The sequence below is a fragment of the Symmachiella dynata genome (assembly GCF_007747995.1).
In the GTDB taxonomy this organism is placed as follows: Bacteria; Planctomycetota; Planctomycetia; order Planctomycetales; family Planctomycetaceae; genus Symmachiella; species Symmachiella dynata.
Map to the genome: position 1 here is coordinate 6536608 of NZ_CP036276.1, position 21831 is coordinate 6558438.

At 55.8% G+C, this 21831-nt stretch carries 14 protein-coding genes; 5 read left to right on the top strand and 9 right to left on the bottom strand.

The features are described from left to right. Window positions 1-50: 50 nt before the first annotated feature. Complete coding sequence (locus Mal52_RS24895) at window positions 51-422, bottom strand: response regulator (RefSeq protein WP_145379220.1); 372 nt, start codon at window positions 420-422, stop codon at window positions 51-53. A gap of 516 nt (window positions 423-938) precedes the next feature. After that, window positions 939-2060, bottom strand: coding sequence for a M24 family metallopeptidase (locus Mal52_RS24900; protein ID WP_145379221.1), 1122 nt, complete (start codon window positions 2058-2060; stop codon window positions 939-941). Between the two features lie 314 nt (window positions 2061-2374). On the opposite strand from Mal52_RS24900, the gene Mal52_RS24905 reads away from it, so the two are divergent. The 3 genes from Mal52_RS24905 (at window position 2375) to Mal52_RS24915 (ending at window position 8787) form a co-directional block, all read left to right on the top strand. Beyond that, entirely contained in the window at window positions 2375-4639 is a 2265-nt protein-coding gene (locus tag Mal52_RS24905) for a two-component regulator propeller domain-containing protein (RefSeq protein WP_145379222.1), read from the top strand. A 126-nt stretch (window positions 4640-4765) separates the two neighbouring features. Next, a complete protein-coding gene (locus Mal52_RS24910; RefSeq protein ID WP_197534453.1) occupies window positions 4766-7162 on the top strand; it encodes a CehA/McbA family metallohydrolase in 2397 nt (798 codons plus the stop codon). 167 nt (window positions 7163-7329) lie between these two features. After that, the gene (locus Mal52_RS24915) at window positions 7330-8787 is read left to right on the top strand and encodes a type I 3-dehydroquinate dehydratase (RefSeq protein WP_145379223.1); all 1458 of its coding nucleotides are present in this window, start codon (window positions 7330-7332) and stop codon (window positions 8785-8787) included. 31 nt (window positions 8788-8818) lie between these two features. Here the strand turns inward: Mal52_RS24915 and Mal52_RS24920 are convergent, their stop codons facing one another. From Mal52_RS24920 to Mal52_RS24930, 3 genes are all read right to left on the bottom strand, one after another. Beyond that, window positions 8819-9793, bottom strand: coding sequence for a hypothetical protein (locus Mal52_RS24920; RefSeq protein ID WP_145379224.1), 975 nt, complete (start codon window positions 9791-9793; stop codon window positions 8819-8821). 212 nt (window positions 9794-10005) lie between these two features. Further along, a complete protein-coding gene (locus Mal52_RS24925; RefSeq protein WP_145379225.1) occupies window positions 10006-10953 on the bottom strand; it encodes an alpha/beta hydrolase in 948 nt (315 codons plus the stop codon). Between the two features lie 111 nt (window positions 10954-11064). Beyond that, the gene (locus Mal52_RS24930) at window positions 11065-12732 is read right to left on the bottom strand and encodes a serine/threonine protein kinase (protein WP_197534454.1); all 1668 of its coding nucleotides are present in this window, start codon (window positions 12730-12732) and stop codon (window positions 11065-11067) included. Between the two features lie 644 nt (window positions 12733-13376). On the opposite strand from Mal52_RS24930, the gene ilvB reads away from it, so the two are divergent. Further along, window positions 13377-15161, top strand: coding sequence for a biosynthetic-type acetolactate synthase large subunit (ilvB, locus tag Mal52_RS24935; RefSeq protein WP_145379227.1), 1785 nt, complete (start codon window positions 13377-13379; stop codon window positions 15159-15161). A gap of 104 nt (window positions 15162-15265) precedes the next feature. Here ilvB and Mal52_RS29975 read toward each other — a convergent pair whose 3' ends face one another. From Mal52_RS29975 to Mal52_RS24955, 4 genes are all read right to left on the bottom strand, one after another. After that, entirely contained in the window at window positions 15266-15745 is a 480-nt protein-coding gene (locus Mal52_RS29975) for a hypothetical protein (RefSeq protein ID WP_197534455.1), read from the bottom strand. Between the two features lie 63 nt (window positions 15746-15808). Then, the gene (locus tag Mal52_RS24945) at window positions 15809-16468 is read right to left on the bottom strand and encodes a hypothetical protein (protein WP_145379228.1); all 660 of its coding nucleotides are present in this window, start codon (window positions 16466-16468) and stop codon (window positions 15809-15811) included. Window positions 16469-16737: 269 nt separating this feature from the next. Next, window positions 16738-18114: a Gfo/Idh/MocA family protein gene (locus tag Mal52_RS24950; RefSeq protein WP_145379229.1), complete on the bottom strand. Its 1377-nt coding sequence runs from the start codon at window positions 18112-18114 to the stop codon at window positions 16738-16740. Between the two features lie 388 nt (window positions 18115-18502). Then, on the bottom strand, window positions 18503-19783 hold the full coding sequence (locus Mal52_RS24955) for a PQQ-binding-like beta-propeller repeat protein (RefSeq protein ID WP_145379230.1): 1281 nt from the start codon (window positions 19781-19783) through the stop codon (window positions 18503-18505). A gap of 231 nt (window positions 19784-20014) precedes the next feature. Here Mal52_RS24955 and Mal52_RS24960 point away from each other — a divergent pair, with 231 nt between their 5' ends. After that, window positions 20015-21829, top strand: a complete 1815-nt coding sequence (locus Mal52_RS24960; protein WP_145379232.1) for an ATP-binding cassette domain-containing protein — start codon at window positions 20015-20017, stop codon at window positions 21827-21829. Window positions 21830-21831 lie beyond the last annotated feature (2 nt).

Below are 21831 nucleotides of genomic sequence, written 5' to 3' on the forward strand. Positions count from 1 at the left end.
TCGAGGGCGTTTCCCGATAGATTCAATCCGTTTGAGTCGCCACAAATCTTCTACACAGGCGCCGCGACCCATTTCTCCAATTTGGCCCGAAGGTCGTCCGGAGTGAAGGGCTTCACCAAATAATCGGTCACGCCGGCTTGAATGGCCGTGACCACCCGCGCCCGTTCGGCTTCGGTGGTGATCATGATAAACGGGACGTCCTTATTGGTCTCGCGGACCTTTTGCAGGAACGTCAGACCGTCCATGTTGGGCATATTCCAATCGCTCAACACGACATCGAAATTCGCGGATTCAAATTGTGTCAGCGCCTGTTGTCCATCTTCAGCTTCTGTGATATCCGTTTCAGCCAAACCCAATTTGAGCAGGCATCGCTTTTGAATCGTCCGCATTGTTCCCGAGTCGTCGGCCAGTAGTAATTTCATCTTTCAGGTCCCTTGCTCATTTCGCAGATCTGTAAAATTGTTTCAACGAACTGCCCGGCAACAAAGACAACACGACCAAATCGCCTCGCTGTCGAAATGTTTGGTTGCGATCTCCAAGTCGCACAACAGTCGTCTGTTATGGCAACCGTGTGATCGTCCCATTTGTCCAGGTCAGGAGCGCATCGTCTGACGAAATATAGCTCAAGAATTAAGCGGTGTTGGAGAATTATGTTTGCACCGCGCAGAACCTGACCGCCAATAACGATTAGGGCGCTTATGACGATTCGCGCATTGGCACTTGCCCTGAGAGCGCGCAGGGTTTCCGGATTCACGCCCACAGCCAGGCGCGGCACATCCTCTTACACTGCCAGCTAAGCCCCCGCTGAAGAAGTCTGTCACTGGCGGCTCGTTTGCCAGTGACAGACTGTGTGATAGGCAAAACAGTGCTGGATAAGCCAGCAGTAGCACTCGACTCGCGAATGTTTTTGGGTTTCAGGCGAGCGGCTAAGCATGCGCTCACAGCTCCAACGGATACCCCGTCAATCGCTCCACGCCGGTTTCCGTCACCACGTAATTCTCTTCCAGGCGAATCCCCGCGCGCAGTTCCGGTCCGTACAGTCCCGGCTCCGCAGTAAAAACATCACCAACGGCAAACGTGTCTTCCCAATGCGGGTTGAGATGTGGACCTTCATGGGGAAACAAACCGATGCCGTGCCCCAAGTGATGAAAGAACGCCCCCGTGCGGTATTCGTCCAGCATCTCTTGCGCACGATGGAACAACTTCTGCGCGCTCAAACCGGGACGGACCGTTTCCTCGACCATTTGCAGCACATCGACAATGGCTTGCCAGGCATGTTGCTGTTCGTCGTTAATCGTTGCGCCGACGCGCATCGAACGGCAATTGTCGGCATAGTACCCCCGGTACCCCGGTCCCAAGTCGAGCACGAATAACTCCCCCGCCTCGGCCGCGCGATTACGAGGCGGGCCGCCGGGGGAGTTGCATTGAAAATCATTCCCAAATCCGGTCAGCGGTTCCCCCGCCACTTCCACCGCAGCGGCATGCAGTTGGTTATAAACCTCGATTTCTGTCACGCCCGGTTCAATCACCTCACGAGCACGGGCGTACATGGCTTCGGTGCAAGCGACCGCACGTCGAATCATCGCCAATTCGTCCGGATCTTTTGCCCGCCGTAAGTCCCACAACTCTGGTTCGAGGTCGACAATGGCAATGTCCGCAAACAATGGATCTAAATGCCGCCCCGTATTCGCGAACTCCACTCCCACGCGACTCGCAGCCGACCGCCCGCTCCAGGCAGTGCGGAGAATCGCTGCAATCGCCTCGCGCTGATCCTGCCGCAATGTGCAATGCCATTGTGCCTCGAACGTTACCACCTCATCGACCGCCGCATGCTCCGGCGCGTTGTTGGGAGCAACCAACAGACAATGCCCGTCGGCATCCAAACTCACGGCGGCGTTCAACAAGCCACCCGGCCGAAAACCGGTGAAATACTGCACATGTTCCGGCTGAAACAACACCGCCCGCTGGATATCGAGACGTTCCATCACCGCCAACAAACGTTGTTGCCGCTGACGGCAATAGTCCAAATCGAGCGTTAGAGGTTCGTACAAATGACTCATCGACAGTATCCCTTGCATGGTTGGTTGTTTTTGCAGCCTTGTCCCCTAAAAGTCTACAAAAACAACGCCGCAAATGGCATGCGCCCGCTCAGTTCTTTGTGAGGCAGCGCGGCGCAACGAAAGCGTCCTCACTTGCGGGAAGAGTTGCGAACCGTTGAAAATCGGCCCCTCGACCGACAGGAATTCGTCGCCGTCCTTGCCAGTGCCGGTGCGAACGAAGATGATGAGAGTCCATCACGCATATATTTTTATAAACTTCAATCACGCCGCGCCCCTGCCGGCATGATTTCAGCGAATCCTTAAGGAAGTTCACGATGAAACGAATATTTGGGTCCCTCTGGGTCGTCCTGTTGGCAGCAACCTTCACTGCTGTCGCTCCCGCGATTACGAATGCCGCTGACAAAAAAATCGTCGACAAGCCGTTCTTGCAAGATTATCGCGGCCCGTTCATCAAAGCCGCCGTCCCCAAAGGTCAAGATGTTCGAAAGTCAGGGAACAATATCCGCGCCATTGCGGTCGATACCAACGATATAATCTGGGCAGCCACAGCCGACGGATTGATGCAAGTCCAGGAGGATCAATTGGTCTCTCCGGAGGGTGCGACCGTCGATGGCTCCACGTACGCGGTTTTGGCAAATCCCGACGGCTCATTGTGGGTCGGCGCATGGAATGGATTGTTTCGGATCGCAGACGGTCAGGTCACACAGGATACGGGGATCGAAGGGCCAGTCACGTTGCTCAGACGAACAGGCAAACGGCTCTTTGCTGCCACGCCCCGCGGACTGTTTGAAAAAACCGACGATGCCTGGAAGAAAGTGGAAGGGCCCTGGGCCACGAATATTTATGACGTCGTGGTGGCCGGCGACGATCTGTATATTGCTGCCTGGTCCGGATTGTATCGCCAATCGGCCGGCGAAACGCAGTGGTTGCAAGGCAAAGAACAGGCGCTGAGTCGCCGCGTCAATTCTCTGGCAGCGGATCGCAACGGTCATGTCTGGATCGGTTCGGCAGCGGGAATCGACATCTATCGCGACGGCCGCCGCGTTGCTGCCATCACCCCCGAACAAGGACTCCCCTCGACAAGCATCCAGTGTCTGAACTTGGGGCATGACGGACGACTGTGGGTGGGCACGGCCATTGGTGCCGCTCGATTTGACGGCAAAAGTTGGTCGTTCCGGCACAGCCTGCGTTGGCTGCCCAATGACAACGTGCGCGACATTGAATTTTTGAAAGACGGCTCAGCAGTCATCGCCACTGCGGACGGAATCAGCATCATTAGGCAACGGGAGATGACACTCGAATCGAAAGCAGATTTTTTTGAAAAACTCGTCCGCGCACGACACGTCCGTCCCCCCGGCCTGATGGAACGTTGCCGGCTGGCGGTTGCTGGTGATATCTCAACCTTCGAACCGATGGATACCGACAACGACGGCATGTACACCGGCCTGTATATGGCGGCCGAATCCTATCGTTATGCTGTTACCAAAGCAGCTGATGCCAAGGCGAACGCCACCGAAGCGTTTCGCGCCATGGAGTTTCTACAAACCGTGACCGGCACCCCCGGATTCGTGGCCCGCACGGTGATTCCCGTCGAATGGGACCGCATGGCGGACGGCAACCGGACTTATACCGACGAAGACGCCGCCGATCACTTTGCTCGCGAAGCACGTTGGAAGAAAGTGGAGAATCGTTGGCGAAAAAGCGCCGACGGAAAATGGCTGTGGAAAGGGGACACCAGTTCCGACGAAATCACCGGCCATTTCTTCAGCTATCCAATCTACTACGACCTGGTCGCCGACGATGCTGAGAAAAAACGTGTCGCCGCTTTGGTCGGACGGATTATGGATCACATCATCGAAGGCGGTTACGTTCTCCGCGACATCGATGGCCAAGCAACACGTTGGGGCGTTTGGTCGCCCGAAAAATTGAACAACGATCCCAACTGGTGGTTGGAACGGGGCGTCAATTCAGTCGAGGCGCTGACCTATCTGACGATCGCGAAGCATGTCACAGGCGACGAGAAATATGATCGCGAAATTGATCGACTGCTTTACAAAGAGCACTACGCGGAAAACATCCTCAAGCCGCTCAGAACCGGCAACGACTATTTTACCTATATCGGATATCAGTTGTTGGCGTTTTGTTATCCGGCGCTGCTGACCTATGAACAAGACCCCGCGCGTCGCGTGCTCTATCGCGAAAGCATGGAAGCTTGGTTCGCCCCAGTGCGGCGGGATGACAGCCCGTTGTTTGGTTTTGTCTATGCGGCCTTCTCCGGCGGGGACGCAAAGCTCGGCGCGTGTGCTGAACTTCTGCGGGACGTGCCGTTGGATCAGATTCAATACACCATTCACAACTCACAGCGAGAGGATGTTGAGGTCGTGGGAATCCCCGTTGAGGGACGAAGGCAAACCCGCCGTCTGCTTCCTCCCAGTGAACGGGCGGTGTTTCGTTGGGATCGCAATGTCTATTTCGTTGACCATGGGGCCGGCGGACGCTGGGAGGGCAGCACCGCGTTTTGGTTGATGCCCTACTGGATGGGGCGATACTACGACCTCATCACCCCGCCGGAAAAATAGATTCCTGCACGGCGGCGCCGCTATAGTCCATTTCCAGCTTGAAACTCGCGGCCGAGAGGCTGACAATGGCGAGCGGCGTTCTTCGTGCGGCGATCCATCGTGTCTTCCAGGCAAGGAACTTCGATCATGCTTCAAGTCAAACGGTTCTCCCAGGCAGCGGTTTTCGTAGCAGTTTTACTTACTGGAATCGCAACGAACAATGCCGCCACAGCGGCTGAGGGAAATTTTCCCGAATTCATCGCCGTAGAAAAACAACCCTTTGTCGCCGCCACCGACCGCTTGCTAGAGGGCCTCGAATACGTCGGCGACCCGTTGAGCGACGCCGATTTGCAGGCCATCGAAGCGGCAAAGAAACTCCCCAATGATCGCGACTGCGTGGCGGAGATTCAAAAAGTCCTCGACAAACGCGCGCTGGCAGCCGTGCGTATTAACGCCGAAAGCCGCGTCTCGGTGGGCGAAGGGCCGGCGCCTAAGGAATTGATCGAACAAGGTTGGCGGACGTTTCTCATCAAAGTGCACAACGAAGCCGGCATTACCGCCAAACTGGTTGCGGACAGCCCCAATGCCCAACCGGTCTATATGCGCGGCAAGGGTTCGCGACAACGACCGCAGACCGAGCAGAAACTTGTCCCCGCCGGTGCCGGTGAGTCACGATTCCTCGACATCAACATGTTCGACAAACAACCGCTCAAGCCGACCCTCTCAGGACTGGAAGCTGAGTATCGGATCATCCAACTTTACAGCCGTGATGTCGGCAAACGAGAAGCCAAGTTGGCATTCAACGTAGGGCAGGGGACCCAGGACCTCGGGTTTCGTAATGCCGTGCCAATCCTGTTCGATTGCCTACCGGCGGTCGAGGTGACGTTGGGGATCAAGGACTTCGATGGCGAACCGACCACGGCGTCGCTCATCATTCGCGATGAAAAAGGACGCGTCTATCCCAATCCCGCACGCCGCATGGCGCCGGACTTTTTCTTTCACGATCAAATCTATCGCGCTGACGGCGAGTCGGTCCATCTGCCGCCGGGCGAGTATACCGTCGTCATCAACCGCGGCCCGGAATACTATGTCGACACCTTCCCCTTGACCGTCCAATCAGACGTCAAGAGTCAACAGGCTGACTTCACTTTGCGACGTTGGACACATCCGGCCATACAACGCTGGTTCTCCGGCGACCATCATGTCCACGCCGCTGGTTGCGCGCATTACGACAGCCCCACCGAAGGCGTCACGCCGGCCGATATGATGCGGCACATTCTCGGCGAAGACCTCAACGTCGGCTGCGTTCTCAGTTGGGGGCCTTGCTGGTACACACAAAAGCAATATTTCGAAGGCAAAACCTCTGCCTTGTCGCGGCCCAACTACTTGATGCGGTATGACGTGGAGGTCAGTGGATTCCCCTCATCCCACGCCGGGCATCTCTGCTTGTTGCGGCTCAACGAAGACGACTACGAAGGGACTGAACTCATCGAAGAATGGCCGAGTTGGACGTTGCCCGTTTTGGCCTGGGGGAAAAAACAAGGAGGCGTCGTCGGCTACAGCCATAGCGGTTGGGGCTTGGAACTGCCCGATTACGACGATCGTGGCAACCGGGTGCCGAACAAAAAAGGCAAAGCAGCGGATAAGCTTCCCGACTATGCCATGCCTCCCTTTGACGGCATCGGCGCCAACGAATACATCGTGACTGTCACCCACGACGTCTGCGACTTTATCTCCGCTGTCGACACCCCATCGATTTGGGAATTGAACATCTGGTACCACACGCTCAACTGTGGGTACCGCGCCCGCATCAGCGGCGAAACCGATTTCCCCTGCATCTACGGCGACAAAGTTGGACTGGGCCGCATTTACGTCAAACTCCCCGAAGACCAGGAGCTGAATTACGACAACTGGGTCGCCGGTTTGAAGGATGGACGCAGCTATTGTGGCGACGGGTTGAGCCACATTGTTGATTTCAAAGCCAACGACGTCGGCGTCGGCGAGCCGGGCAGCGGCGGCGAAATCAGCCAGTTGGATATTCCCGAAGCGGGCACGGTCAAAGTTGAGTTCGACGTCTCGGCCTTACTAGCTGAAGCACCGACGCCTGAGACCGAACGCATTCGCAATCGACGCCTCGACGAAAAACCGTATTGGCATCTCGAACGCGCACGGGTCGGCGAGACACGGACCGTGCCGGTGGAAGTCATCGTCAACGGCTATCCCGTTGCAACGAAACACATCGTGGCTGACGGAGAAATGCAGCATTTGAGCTTTGGCGTCAAAATCGACAAATCGAGTTGGATCGCCGTGCGGATTTTGCCGTCGGTGCACACCAACCCGGTGTTCGTGCAAGTCGGCGACAAACCGATTCGCGCCAGTCGCCGCAGCGCACAATGGTGCCTAGATGCGGTCGACGTCTGCTGGGACCGCAAAGAAGGCCGCATTGGTGTTCGCCGCCCGGAAGAAAAACAACAAGCCGCCGCCGCCTACCAAAAAGCGAGAGAAAGTTACACAAAAATCCTAGAAGAATCAGTCGCCGACTAATCGCGTTTTCCGTCGTAGGGTGTGTCTCCTGGCGTGGATTGCCGTGTGCGACGGCAAGCCGTCGGTTTGGGATTTACGTTCCGACGCCCGCCAATCTGTGTTTAATCTGTGGCTAAGAATTCGACCAACGGGAAATCAACCGGGCCTTTGTAATTCGAGTACGAATCATGATCTGTATTCCCATTGCGCCGGAATCGCACACGTTGGCTCGGGCCGACTTGTACAATGCCGAGCCACAGTGTGACGTTGTTGAAATCCGGCTGGACTGCCTGCACAAGACGCCCAACGTGGCCAAGCTGATCGAAGGCCGCCGTAAACCGGTGATGATTTCCTGTCGCCGCCAAGAGGATGGTGGTTCCTGGAACCGCGATGAGGCCGAACGCGTGACGGTTCTGCGGCAGGCGATTGCCGATGGACCAGAATTCGTTGATATCGACGTCGACATCGCCGGCAAGATTCCTCGCTACGGACCGACGATGCGGATCGTCAGTTTTACGCATTCACAAGGCTCGTTGCCCGATCTCAAGACAATCTACCAACGCGCGTGTGATGCCGATGCAGATATGGTGCGATTCACCGCGCCCACGCCGACCTTAGAGGCTGCTTGGCCGTTGCTGTTAGCGCTGAACTTCCAAGGCAAAGCACCGGTCATCGTCAGCGGCACGGGGGACGCCGGGTTGACGTTGGCACTGACGAGTTGCAAATTGGGATCGCCATTTATTTATGCAGCGCTCGAACAGGGCATGGAGGTTCAAGAGGGACAAGTCAGCGTCCGCATTCTCGAAGAGACATACCGCTGGCGAGACATTTCGCAGCAAACCCACCTTGTGGCCGTGATGGGATTTGAAGCGCCGCAAACAAAGACCGTACGGGCCTTAAACGCGGCCTTTGCCTATTCACATCTCAACATCCGCTGCCTACCGGTCGAAACACAATTGCTGGAACGGATGATGCAGATGCTGGAAAAGCTGCACATCAAAGCAGCACTGCTTGACCCTAAGAACCGCGAAACCATGTTGCGTCTCGCCGACCACATTGAAAAATCGGCAGAGATCTCACAGCAAGCCGATATGCTGCTGAAGTCCGACAAGGGTTGGACGGCTTACAGCACGCTGTGGCGGTCCGCACTCAAGGCCTTAGAAACGACGCTCGGTCCCGCCCGCGGCGATCAAAAACCACTCGACCACCGCAACGTACTGGTCGTCGGCGCCAATTCCACAGCCCGCGCAGCCATCTACGCCAGCAAGCGCCGCGACACAATCCTCAGCATCACAGCCGGAGACGACAAACGCGCACAGTTATTGTCGCAATTGTTCAACCTCCGCTACGTCCCCACAGCCAACGTGTTCTCCACGCTGTGCGATGTGATCATCTCCACCGAAAGCGAGTTTGAACAAGGGAAAAAAACCAAACTGCCCGCTAGTTTTCTGCGAGACTCGATGGCGGTGATGGACCTCGACGGTATGCCGCAAGACACACCGTTTATCAAAGAAGCACGCTCACGGTTCTGCAAAGTCGTCGAACCGGTCAAAATTTCAGTCGAACAACTCGCCTCACAATTCACCGCCATCTCCGGCCAACCCGCACCGCTAGAAGTTCTCGAAACGGCATTGAAGGCGGAGTGATTTGTGGGGATAAGCCTATCGCGTCCGCCAATTATTTCTTCGTCTTGCGAACCTTCGCAGCGATGCGCGCGAGCACCTGCTGTGCCCGGCGTTCCCCATCGCTGACCGCACTGGCGTGGGCCCCGTTCATGTTGACGAACAAAGTCTGCACCATCTTGCGATAGCCTTCGAACTCGCGCTGTGCGTGTTGTATGCCGTCGAAGACTTGTTTGGGAACAATATATTGCTCGTACGTCTGTTTCATCCAGTCCCGTTTGGGCGCCGACGTTGTGTCTCCCACATCACAATCCTTCAAATATCGTGACACCCGCGAAGCGGTTTCGCGCAACCACCGCCGCGCATCCATCCACGCCGCCTTGTCCGCCGTATCGGCGGACAGTTGCTCTTCATGGTTTAAGTCGCGATTCAGCGAGCCCAAGCGGGTCAGGGTATCGACCAATTTTTTGCGGCAGAGCGCCAAGTCCCGCTCGGCTTTGACGATCGCTTTCCAATCGGTGTCGATATTTTCAAACAGATCGCCGATATCCGTCGGCACTGGGCCACCGGGCAGCGGCGCGAATGGCGGAGCTGAAGACGGTGCGGCGGGTGGCGCGATCGGAGGTGCAACTGGCATGGCCGGAGCGAGTAACGAAATCGCGACTCCTGAATCCACTCCAGGGACCGGATCGGTCAACGGTTGATCGAAATACGCTGACGCCCCCTGCTGAGCATCATAGGTCACCCCATATTGTGTCCATTGCCAAACGCACCCCGGCTCCAGTCCCAACCAACTCAGGACCGTCCGCAACGTCAACTGCTGGCGCTGTCGATAGCTGCGGAAGGTCTCGTCAGGGATATTCACCACCACTCCGCAGGGCAAATGGGACGGCTTGTACCAGACCCAGAGGAACTGCTGCGGCGAATCCCCGCAAGGGACCCGTTCCCAACTCTGCGAAGCAGGCCGGGCCGAAAAATTTGCAATGACGGATGAGAGACGAGCGCTTCCCTCGAAATCAATTTGGCTCATCGGCTTATTCGCCCTTGCTCCTCGACATCTGAAACTTGGTAGCCAGCTCAAATATAGGTGCCACTGGCGGCTTGTCCGCCGGTGCAAACCGTGCGGCTGTCAAAACACGGCTGGGCAAGCCAGCAATGGCATCCAATGACCGGGTGTTTTTCGATACTGCAACGGGCTTCTGGTAACGGAATTCATTCCGCCGCCCAAGTCATAGATCCACCCTACGGCGATATTTGTTTCAAAAAATCGGATAGGGCGCGGCCATATTCTGAAAATTCGGAGCGGTCGATGTTGTTGTGCCCGATATTTGGAAGTTCCACGAATTGCTTAGGCACTCCGCTGTGCGAGGCTCGCGGCGCTCGCGCAAACAGCTGTTGTCCCAACTCAAAAGGAACGACCTCATCGGCCGTTCCGTGCAAATGCAACAGCGGACAATTGACCTCGGGAACCACCGCCTGCGAATCGAAACGATCCAACAGCAACCAGCGCACCGGCAACCAGGGATAGTGGTATCCAGCCGCATCCACCAATGACGAAAACGTCGCCTGCAACACCAGCGCCCGCGGCGTCTCGCCACTGCGACAGGCATGGGCGGCCAATTGCGTCGCAACGCCCCCACCCAACGATTCGCCGAAAATAATCATCCGCTCCGGCGCGACTTGTTGCTCATCGGTTACATGCCGCCAGATCGCACGGGAATCGGCCAAGATCGCCGATTCACTCGGCAAACCCTCGTTGTCACCGTAGCCTCGATAATCGAAGATCAGCGTATCGACGTCCAACGCCGAAAACAGCCGCAGCACATCGTCACGATGCCCGCGATGCCCTGCGTTTCCGCAAAACACAATCACCACCGGCCGATCGCTTTGTAGGTGCTCGGAATATTCGGCGTCGTTGACGCAACTCCGAGCGCCGGCGGGATGGTACCAGCCATGCAGTGCCGTTCCGTCATCGGCCGTGACGGTGACTTCATGCACTTGCGAGTCAGCAAACCCGCCGTCGATGGGTCGAACGGCTTCCACTTGGTGAGGATGGTAGATCAGCGATCGTTGAAATACGGCTAACATGACAAGGAGCACCAGATAGATTCGGACCGGCATCAGCCAGTGGGACCGCCACCAGGGACGCCGCCGCGGCGGCTTAACCGGCGTTGTGTCGTTGTTGGTCATCGCCTCTCCACGCGAGCATTGTTTCGTTGCGATTACTTACAGCGCGGGTTGCTCTGCACTGTTGGCAGAAATCTGTTAGCAGAAATCTGTACGCGAAGTTCATGGCCAAATTTATTGAGTCGAGGCTGCGTCATTCTCGCCCGGTCGACTCGGCACTCCGCCGCCATCGACTTCCAATTGGCGATCTCGGGCCCGTTGTACTAATGGGGCCAGTTCTCGATTGTCTTGATACAGGGCGATGACGGACTTCCAGACCCCCTGGGCCTTGATGGTTTCGCCGTTGAGATAAAGGTTGTCCGCCCGGTCCAATGCGTCGCGGACCAACTCCGCACGGTTGTCGTTCGTGTCGCCGCTTTCAATCTTGGCGATTTGCCGGCGCGACAAATTCACAAAGGGGCGCGCCGTTTTATCGTTCTCATCCAGTACTTTGACGATGCTTTGGTATTTCTCCAAGGCAGAAATTCGGTCGCCGAATTGTTCGAATTCGTAGGCCCTTACATACAGTCGTTCTGCTTCACTCTTCGGTTCGGTGAGTCCAACCTTTGACCGTGTTAGAATACTTTCTTCAGCTTTGCGCATCTCGACTTCATCAATATACACCTGGACTTGGGGCGCAAATTCCGCATCGGGATAATCCTCAGCCAACGGAAGCAAGTAATCTTTGAGCGCCTTGCGCTGGTCAACACTTTCGCCGGTCTTCATTAACGCTTCGGCTTTGGCAAATTTTTGCGCCGGGCTATCGGGCCAAACCGCATAGATCACGACCAACAACAGCAGGGCCAATGCGCCGACTAAGAACCACGTTTTTTCAAAAATCGGTGTGTCTAGTTGCGGTTTGCGTTTTTTCTTCTTCTTTCGCCGCAATAAGTCCTTGGCCACCGCCGTGTCGACATCGCCGCCGGCGACAGTCGCTTTTTCCGTCGCCTGATTTTCTAAAATACTGGTTTGCTTAGCGACCTTTTCTCGGACCATTTCCAGTTGCGTTGCTACGGCCAGTGCGTCAAGCGGACGATTGTCGACCGGCTTGGCCAACAAGTCTTGCACGACCGACTCCAACCAGATTGGACAGTCCATATTTTCCGCCCGCACTCGCGGGGGTTGTTCACTCAGATGCATGTGGAATAGCGTCGCCGGGTTGTCGGACATGAACGGCGGCTTGCCGGTCAGCATCTCAAACATCACGCAGCCCATCGCATACAAGTCGGTCTTGTGCGAGATCGGTGGCTTGCCGCAAATCTGCTCAGGCGACATATAGGCGAATGTCCCCATCGTCTTGCCGGCAGCGGTCAGTTGGGTGGCATCGTTGGTTCGTGCCAAACCAAAATCGCCCAGTTTCAGCGTCCCTTTTTTGGTAAGAAACAAATTCGCCGGTTTCAAATCGCGATGAACCACACCATGGTCATGCGCGTGCTCCAGGGCAGCGCACAGCTGCAGTGAATAGTCGATCGTCTCTTCCCAGGTCAACCGGCCTTTTTTGCGGATCAAGTCTGCCATCGATCCGCCGTCGACGTATTCCATGGCATAGAATTTTTGCGCCCCTTTGCGGCCGCCGCCGTAGCAGAGCACAATGTTCTTGTGCCGCATTTTCTGCAGCACCTTCAATTCCCGCTCGAACCGCTTCACCAAGCGGATATCTTCGTTCAAATCCGCTGGTAATAGCTTCAGCGCGACTTTCTTGCCGTTTTTGGTGTAGATGGCGCTATAGACAACGCCCATTCCGCCGGCGCCAATCTGTTTTTTCAGCTCAAACGGACCAAGCCGTGTCGGGACGCCTGCCATAGAAATCTGTTTCCCTAAAACTCTCATCCACAGCGTGCCGACATGAAATGCCGCCGCTTGTGCTCAGAAGCACACGGGAGCGGAATCGTGAAACGCCTCTGCACTAACATCTTGTGCCAAAAGCGTTTATGGATGTGCCACCAGGAATGTTGTCCGCAAAAACACCCTGGTGTTTCTTCACCAAACATTATGCTAACCGTGCAAACAAACTCTCGCTACTCCAATCAACAGAGATCGAACATTCCCGCTCGCTTTTTTCCACGGAAATTAACCAGCAAACCCGTCTGGGCGAACCTATCTGTTACCGGAAATGTCCCCTAAATCATCAGTCGGCTCGTGACCGCCATTTTCGATTCCCAGCAGTATTCTTGGCCGGAAACGGCCTAACAATCAGTTCTGCATCTCGCCATTGGTGACGAAACCGGTTAGAATGGGACTGCTGAGGATTGGAGGGGCGATGCGCGTCGAACCATGATGTTTCCTATTCCGTCTCGACGTGCGCCAACTTTGCCGGCAACGGAACACCTCCTGTTCCTGCATGGCCAGGGGAATTCGTTCTCCGTTTCGCACGTCCGGTCCAATCTCGCCCATTTGTCGTTTTTTGAATTACACACACGCCTTTTTTAGTGAGTTGAGGAATTCCAGTGTCCCTCGCAGAAGAACGCCCCCAGACCCGTAATACTCCCATCAATGGAGCGGACATTCTTGTCGACGCGTTGATTCGCCAGGGAGTAGAAGTGGTCTTCGCGTATCCCGGCGGGGCCAGCATGCCGATTCACCAAGCACTCACCACACGGGCCGATGAACTGCGGACAATCTTACCCCGACACGAACAAGGGGGAGCATTCGCAGCCGAAGGGTATGCCCGCAGCACCGGACAGGTGGGGGTTTGCGTCGCCACCAGCGGTCCCGGAGCCACGAATCTGGTCACCGGACTGGCCGATGCCAAACTCGATAGCTGTCCGATCATCGCCATCACGGGACAGGTCCCCTGGTCGGTGATCGGTACCGATGCATTTCAAGAAACCCCCATCGTCGAAGTCTGCCGCGCGATTACCAAACACCACTACTTGGTGACCGATATCGCCGATCTGCCGCGGGTCGTCAAAGAGGCGTTTCATGTCGCCACGACTGGTCGGCCGGGGCCGGTGTTGATCGACATTCCCAAGAATGTCCAAAACACCACGCTGGACGAAGAGCCTGATTACGATCCGCCGATGCATCTGCCCGGTTATCGTCCGGAAATCCGCAATATCGCTCCGGAGCAAATCAAGCAGGTTCTCGCCGCCATTCGACGATCTAAAAAACCGATTCTGTATGTCGGCGGCGGCGCCATTCATTCGGGCGCTTCTGAACAACTCAAAATCTTCGCCGATCGGACCGGTATTCCAGTCACGATGACCCTCATGGGACTCAGCGCGTTTCCCGGCACACACGATCAATCGATGCACATGCTGGGGATGCACGGTACCGAATACGCCAACTATGCCGTTGCCGATGCCGACCTGTTGTTGGCATTCGGTGTTCGTTTCGACGACCGCGTGACGGGCAAACTGGAAGAGTTTGCCAAACACGGAAAAATCGTTCATGTCGAAATCGATCCGTCAGAAATCCACAAGAACAAAGAAGCGCACATTCCGATCAATGCGGACCTCAACGCCACGTTGATCGCCCTGAATGATGCGATGACTGATGACGATATTCCCGACATCTCCGTCTGGCAAAAACAGTGCGCGGATTGGAAGAAAAACCACCCGTTGCGTTACAAAGACGCCGGCGACTTCATCTTGCCGCAATACGCCATCGAAGAACTGTGGCGACAGACGCACGAAGAAGACACCTTCATTGCTGTCGGCGTTGGACAGCACCAGATGTGGTCGGCACAATACTACAAGTTCGATCGTCCACGGCGCTGGCTGAGTAGCTCGGGACTGGGGTCGATGGGATTTGGTTTGCCGGCAGCAATGGGCGTGCAAGCAGCACATCCCGGCAAGACCGTCGTCGACATTGATGGCGACGGCTCGTTCCAAATGAATATCCAGGAACTGGCAACGCTGCACTGTGAGAACCTGCCGGTGAAAATCCTATTGCTCAACAACCAGCACCTGGGAATGGTGATGCAGTGGGAGGACCGGTTCCATGCCGGCAACCGCGCCCACACGTATCTCGGCCCGGTGCATCATCCTGAAGCGACCGGCAAAGGCGAAACCGAACGGGTCGACGACTCGTATCCTAACTTCGTCAAAATCGCTGAAGGTTACGGCATCGCCAGCCGCCAAGTCCGCAGCAAAAAAGAATTCCCCGAAGCACTGGCCGAAATGCTGGCTGCCGAAGGCCCCTATTTGCTCGACGTGCTGTGCCCCTACCAGGAACACGTGCTGCCGATGATCCCCACAGGCCATTCTGTGGATGGCATGATCACCGAATGATCATAGCAGATGGCATGATCACCGAATGATCAGCGTCAATAGCATGTTCGTCCCATGTGCGACTTAATGCGCCCGTCACAAGCCCCGGCTCCGCCGGGGCATTTTTATTTAGCCATGCGCTGCTGTTTGCGTTGCACTGCATAATCCAGGTCCCCTGCTAGATGCCGGTTATGATCCGCTAGTCGTTTGCGGATTTGCTGCACGGTTTGCACCAGCGGCGCCGATAGCCGGTCGACGATTTCTTCGGGGCCGAATTTTTCGAGTTCTTTCAGAGACGAGACGCCCAGAAACGTAAAGATTTGCCGGGCGTGGTAGTCCTCCTTGAAGACCTGATCCAGCGCCGCTTCGCCCGTAAACTTCGGCCGGCCGAGCGAGGCAGCGCGTTTGGCCTTCTTCTTAGCTGCTTTGCGTTTGCCAACCTTCTTTTTCTTGACCTTCCGGGCGGCCGTCTTTTTCTTCAAAGGTTTATTCAAAGGTTTTTTAGCGACACTTTTGCGTTTCGCCGCGGGCTTCCGTCCGGCGGCCTTTTTCTTTGTCGCCTTACGTTTGGCCGCCTTTTTCCGCGTCTGCTTCTTTTTGGCCATGACAATCTCTCCGAAGAAGAATGCCCGACGCGCCCGGTGAAACCTTGCTCAACAACGGCAAGATTACTGAATCGATTCGATCATCTTGACGATCTCTTCTTCGTTGTAATCCTCATCCGGCATTTGGATCATCAGAATGACCAAGCCCTCACCGCTAGGAAATGCGCCGCTGATCTGGTGGATCGTCGTTTCGCCATCTTCTCCCATACCCGTGGTGAATTGAAAATCGACCGGCTGGCCGCGAACTGTCAACGACTTCGTTTCAGTTTCAGCGTCTTTAAGCTCTTGTTGATCAAACTCACCACTTTGCCCCTGCTGCTCCATCTGCCTTTTGATCTCTTCCATCTGTTCTTCGGACGACACTGCGCCCGGCTGCGTGGTCTGGATGATCATCAGTTGCGAGTCACTGCTGACACCCTCGTAGACCGCCATCTCCATGGTGAACACGATGAAGTTAAATTTCATACCCATTTTGCCGGTGAACTGTTCGGGTATATCAATCTGAATGATCTCTTTTGTCAGCTCGTCAACTTCCGCCGGCGTTTCCACAACTTTGAATCCGTCGGCCGCCTGTTTCCCCAAGTAGATTAATCCACCGCAACACAGGAGACCCAAGATCCCACCGCCAACCAAAACGCCGATCAACACCTTGACCCCGGTGCTCATTCCCGGTTTCGCTGCGCGGCCGTCGTCAAAATCATCGTTGAAGCTATCGTTGGACATTGGCTATGTCTCTCTGTACTAAAATTGGCGTTAAGTCAAATAAGCGGCTGTGCGGCCGGACAAGACGTATGAGTCTACAAAAAAACCCGGCCTGTGTATTCGCAAACAGAAAAAAATGGCGATTGGATCAAAAAAAATCTCGCCATGCACTGTTCGCTCAAATCTCGCAAATCTTGAATGACACGCACGCAGAGCGGCTCATCAACAAAAAAAGCCACGAGTGAACGAGTCACTCGTGGCTTGGTCGGTACTGATTAGTAGGCTACGTCCTAGTACTCGCGGCGGAGTAGTCCCGGCAACGGGATGGGGTATTTGCCGTTGCTGTCTGCGACCAGCGGGGCATCGCCTCCCAGAGCCAATTGATCGACCACCGGGGCGAATTCGTGATCGCTATTGAGGATTTGGTCGCGGGTAATCACTTTTCCCGTGTGCGCCGCCATACGGCCCATGGAGGTGACCAGCGATGCCTCGACACCCCGCTGCACTTCGTTGTAGGGCTTATCGTTGCGAATCGCATCGATCAAATGATCCCATTCGAGTTGGTAGGGGCTTTTCTCCGGCTGCGGATAGGCCCAGACAAGGTTTTTCTCGTCCAGATTCCAACCCTTGTAGATGCGGCATTTCGCCGGCGAGTGGGAAGCTGTCGAAATCACCGCGGCCCCTTTGGTTCCGTGGGCATAGCTGGCGAATTCGTGATGGCAACCGGGGATCGTCCGGCCATTGAGCATCAACTTCGTCCCGTCTTCGAAGGTATATTCCACCGAATAACTGTCGAAGTTTTGATCGACGTCATTGCCGCGATATTGCCGCCCACCCGAAGCTTTGGCTTCGATCGGGAACGCGTTTTTCATCCAACAACATTCATCAATGTTGTGAATCAAGAAGTCGCTGAAGGCACCGCCGCTGGCCCACAGAAACGCGTGGAAGTTGCGGATCTGGTATTCCAGCTCATTCGTGTCGGCCGGTTTGGGACCGACAGCGGCCGATCCGGTGGGGCCCGCCATCCGGTAGGCTCGCAGTTCCAGGATATCACCGATTTGTCCCTGCTCGATGCGCTCGTGCAATTCGGCGCGAGCATCGCAGTGACGGCACATCAGACCGACACCCACTTTTAGGTTTCGCTTCGCCGATTCTTCGCCCAAGGCGAACATCTTGCGAGAAGTGGGGCCGTCGACCGTGACCGGCTTCTCCATAAAGACGTTCAGGCCCTTTTCGATGGCATAGGTAAATTGCACCCAACGAAATGCGGGAGGCGTAGCGAGAATCACCACGTCACCCGGCTTCAAACAATCCATCGCCTCTTTGTACGCTTCAAACCCGATGAAACGCCGTTCTTCCGGCACGTCGACTTTATCCGGATGATCAGCAAACTTGGCTGCGAGGCCGTTGTAGCTATCCGACTGCCGGTCCTCGAACACATCGGCCATGGCGACCAACTTGATCGGTCCGTTTTGCACGGAAAGGGCATTGGCAGCCGCTCCCGTTCCCCGTCCGCCGCAACCGACCAATGCGACTTGAATCGTGTTGTCTTCCGAGGCGAACGCCCGTGGCGACATTCCGGCGACCAATGTCGACGCAGCTGCAACGCGGCCTGTGTTTTTCAAAAAGTTTCGCCGCGAAGTCTCGGCGGTATTGGCATCGGTCATCGACAGGCCCTTTGCAAAAAGGAATTAGCGGTTATATCAACGGGTTCCGTTACGTTCAGCATACGCGGTTATTACGTATTGTTGCAAGAGTTGTGTTGGAAAATAGGCTGTAGTCAGTCGGCGATAAACCGCCTTAAAACCGGCAATATCGTTACGGTATAAGCTGACAGACGGCGAGATTCCACACAACAGGTTGAGAATCCACTCACCCCGGGGTGGCCGTGATGGCGCAGACATCGGGGCGGGCGCAGCCCGCAAGAAGCCGCAATTCTCTCGCTCTGAAACGAGCAGAGACTCGCTGGCAGGGACAGCTGAAACTGCTGCTTCTTGTGCCTACAGCACACCGATAACGGCCCCTCCCTCAAGCCTGTCCCCTCAAGCCTCACGCCTACTTCGCGTCGATGCGGTAAAGCTGGCTGCGTGAACGCAGGAACAAGGAATCACCTGAAACCGCCGGGGAGGCCATAAAACCGTCCCCCAGTTTATTGACCGCCAATTGGCGAAATTCGCGGGCCGCTTCGATGACCGTGGCTTTGCCGTCTTCATCGAAGAAATAAACTTTTCCATCCGCATAAATCGGCGAAGCGGAGAAGTTTCCGCCCAATCGTTTTCGCCAGATCCCCTCGCCCGTTTTTGCATCGATGCAGGCAGCAATGCCCCCGTCGTCGACGACGAATAACAAATCATCGACCAACAACGGCGAGGCGCGTCGGGGGACCACTTGTTTGTATTCCCAGGCGATATGATCCTGCGAAAGTTCCCCGCTGCCATTGGGATTGACGGCCCACAGTTTTCCGCCAGAGCCCATCGGCATGTACACCAAGCCGTGCCCCAACGCCGGACGGCACGACCCCGAATGCACGCCGGGAGCATTCAGCCGCCAAAGTTCTTCTCCCGTTTCCGGATCGTAGGCATAGAGCGCCTTGGACCCCAAACTGATCAACATCGGCCGGCCATCGACGTCGGCGATCATCGGAGTCGAAAACGCTTTGCGGAAATCCCCGTCACGGATCGGTTTGCCGGTCTTTTCTACGATGTCGTCGAAATCAACAGTCCGCTCGGTTTCCCAAACCGTGTCGCCGGTCTGCTTGTCGAGCGCTACGACATATTGGCGGTCACTGCCATCAAAGTGCAAAATGAGCAGATTTTTATACAGAAACGGTGACGAGCCGGGACCGCGAAAATGATTGCAGACAAAATCATCCCGTTCCCAAATCACTTCACCCGTTTTCGTGTCGAGACACGCGTTGTACGGCGAACCGAAACTGACGTAAACGCGTCCTTCTTCAATGACCGGCGAGGGGGATGCGTATGAATTAAACGGATGGCAATACTGCGGTCCAGCGACTGCATACAGCATCTTATCGTGCACGATTTTGCCGGTATTTTTATCAACACAAATCGCTCGCAGTCGATTTCCCTCCAACGGAGCGGAGGTCAACCAGATCTGATCCCCCCAAATCACCGGTGTCGACCAGGCTTTGCCTTCGATCGGCGTTTGCCAAGTGATGTTTTTATCTTCCCCCCAGGTCAACGGCAGGTTTTTGGCATCGGTCAAACCTTGTTCGGAGGGGCCGCGATAATTGGGCCAATTTTCGCCAGCCCAACTCGTGACACAGCACGCTAACGTCAGGCAGGCACACACAAGGACGCGTTTTAATGAAACCATACTCAAACTCCGCGGGTGGGGGATTCAGGAGAGGGCGCGTTGCGTAGGGTCAACATCACTGCATTCCATGTTGGCGACAGCGGGTGATTTTCGCAAGCGCGGCGGACCGTTGATCGTCTGTATTATAGGGCGCGGGTATTGCACGGCGGTCGTGGGAGTGTTACACAGTGACCGGAACGCCGGACACGATTCGGCACATTTTTCACCTTGGAATGAACTTCACGAAGCCGTATGTCATTATTGAGCTTAAACCGCGTCTCCTTTGCCTTTGGCGGGCCGTTATTGCTGGACGAAGTCAACCTCGAGATCGAGCCGGGGGAGCGGATTGGTCTGTTGGGACGCAACGGCGCTGGCAAATCCACGCTAATGAAACTGCTGGCCGGTGAACTTGCCCCCGAAGATGGCGAACTGAACCGCGCCGGTGGGTTGAAGATCGCGCGGCTCATCCAAGAAGTCCCGCAGGGAGAGCAGGGTACCGTGACCGAAGTGGTCGCTGACGGATTCAATGACGACGTGGAGGAGTCGGGTGCGGCGAATCATCCGCCGGTCGAAGAATGGCAAATCGAACATTCCGTCGAAACCGTGCTCTCGCGGATGAAACTCAACGGCGAAGACCGGTTCGCGTCGCTCTCGTCCGGAATGAAACGCCGTGTGCTGTTGGCACGGGCCTTGGTCCGGGAGCCAAACATTTTGTTGCTCGACGAACCGACAAACCACCTCGACATCGAAGCCATCTCCTGGCTAGAGGGCTTTCTCAAGAACTACAACGGCACGTTGATTGTCGTCACGCATGACCGGGTCTTCTTGCAAGCGATCGCTACGCGGATCATTGAGATCGACCGCGGGCAACTCTTCGACTGGACTTGCGACTACGCCACTTTCCTGGACCGAAAACAAGCAGCACTGGAAGCCGAGGAAAAACAAAACGCCGCCTTTGATCGTAAGTTGGCTCAAGAGGAAGTCTGGATTCGGCAAGGAATCAAAGCCCGTCGGACACGCAACGAAGGGCGCGTGCGAGCGCTGAAGAAACTGCGTGAAGAACGCAGTCAGCGTCGCAATCAAGTCGGCAACGTCCGCATGGAAGTCTCCGAAGCCGAGAAATCGGGACGGATGGTGATCGAGGCTAAAAACATCTCGTTCTCCTATGGCGACACACCGATCGTCGACGATTTCTCAACGCTGATCACGCGCGGCGACCGCATCGGCATCATCGGCCCCAACGGCGCCGGCAAGACCACGCTGCTGAAACTTCTGCTGGGCGATTTGCAGCCCTCGCAAGGCAGCCTGCGGCATGGCACGCGGTTGGAAGTCGCCTATTTCGATCAGTTGCGGGAAACGATCGAAGAAGACAAGACCGTCGCTGAAAATGTGGGCGAAGGTCAGGACAAACTGATGATCAACGGCCGCGAAAAACACATTTACGGATATTTGCAGGACTTCTTATTCACCCCCGAACGCGCCCGCCGCCCGGCCCGATATCTCTCGGGCGGCGAACGCAATCGGCTGATGTTGGCCAAACTCTTCAAGCGAGCCGCCAACGTGCTGGTGTTGGATGAACCGACCAATGACCTCGACACCGAAACATTGGAACTCCTCGAAGAGTTGATCGACAACTTCGGCGGCACACTGTTGATCGTTAGCCATGACCGCGCGTTTCTCAACAACGTCGTCACCGGCACATTTGTCTTCGAAGGGGAAGGGCAAATCAAAGAGTACGCGGGAGGCTACGACGACTACATCCGCCAACGCGACTTGAACCTTGCCGCGGCACAGCCCGAAAAGCCGGCGAAAAAATCGCCCAAGAAAACCGAACGGACGCCGCAAAAGAAACTGACATTCAAAGAACAACGCGAACTGGCCGACTTGCCCGAGGAACTCGGCCGACTGGAAAAACAAATCGCCGACCTGCACGATGCAATGGCCGATCCCGCATTTTTCAAACAAGACGGCGCAGCAATCGCCCAAGCCACATCCGAGTTGGAATCCCTAGAAAAGCAACTCGCCGAGACCTACGAACGCTGGGAATCGCTCGAAGCCCGCGCTTAAAT

What these genes read in the sequence shown, in the direction of transcription:
- Mal52_RS24930 (WP_197534454.1), bottom strand. Translation starts at nt 12,732, where the DNA reads ATGGCAGGCGTCCCGACACGGCTTGGTCCGTTTGAGCTGAAAAAACAG.
- Mal52_RS24920 (WP_145379224.1), bottom strand. Translation starts at nt 9,793, where the DNA reads ATGAGCCAAATTGATTTCGAGGGAAGCGCTCGTCTCTCATCCGTCATT.
- Mal52_RS24955 (WP_145379230.1), bottom strand. Translation starts at nt 19,783, where the DNA reads ATGGTTTCATTAAAACGCGTCCTTGTGTGTGCCTGCCTGACGTTAGCG.
- Mal52_RS24905 (WP_145379222.1), top strand. Translation starts at nt 2,375, where the DNA reads ATGAAACGAATATTTGGGTCCCTCTGGGTCGTCCTGTTGGCAGCAACC.
- Mal52_RS24910 (WP_197534453.1), top strand. Translation starts at nt 4,766, where the DNA reads ATGCTTCAAGTCAAACGGTTCTCCCAGGCAGCGGTTTTCGTAGCAGTT.
- Mal52_RS24900 (WP_145379221.1), bottom strand. Translation starts at nt 2,060, where the DNA reads ATGAGTCATTTGTACGAACCTCTAACGCTCGATTTGGACTATTGCCGT.
- Mal52_RS24895 (WP_145379220.1), bottom strand. Translation starts at nt 422, where the DNA reads ATGAAATTACTACTGGCCGACGACTCGGGAACAATGCGGACGATTCAA.
- Mal52_RS24945 (WP_145379228.1), bottom strand. Translation starts at nt 16,468, where the DNA reads ATGTCCAACGATAGCTTCAACGATGATTTTGACGACGGCCGCGCAGCG.
- Mal52_RS29975 (WP_197534455.1), bottom strand. Translation starts at nt 15,745, where the DNA reads ATGGCCAAAAAGAAGCAGACGCGGAAAAAGGCGGCCAAACGTAAGGCG.
- Mal52_RS24960 (WP_145379232.1), top strand. Translation starts at nt 20,015, where the DNA reads ATGTCATTATTGAGCTTAAACCGCGTCTCCTTTGCCTTTGGCGGGCCG.
- Mal52_RS24950 (WP_145379229.1), bottom strand. Translation starts at nt 18,114, where the DNA reads ATGACCGATGCCAATACCGCCGAGACTTCGCGGCGAAACTTTTTGAAA.
- Mal52_RS24915 (WP_145379223.1), top strand. Translation starts at nt 7,330, where the DNA reads ATGATCTGTATTCCCATTGCGCCGGAATCGCACACGTTGGCTCGGGCC.
- Mal52_RS24925 (WP_145379225.1), bottom strand. Translation starts at nt 10,953, where the DNA reads ATGACCAACAACGACACAACGCCGGTTAAGCCGCCGCGGCGGCGTCCC.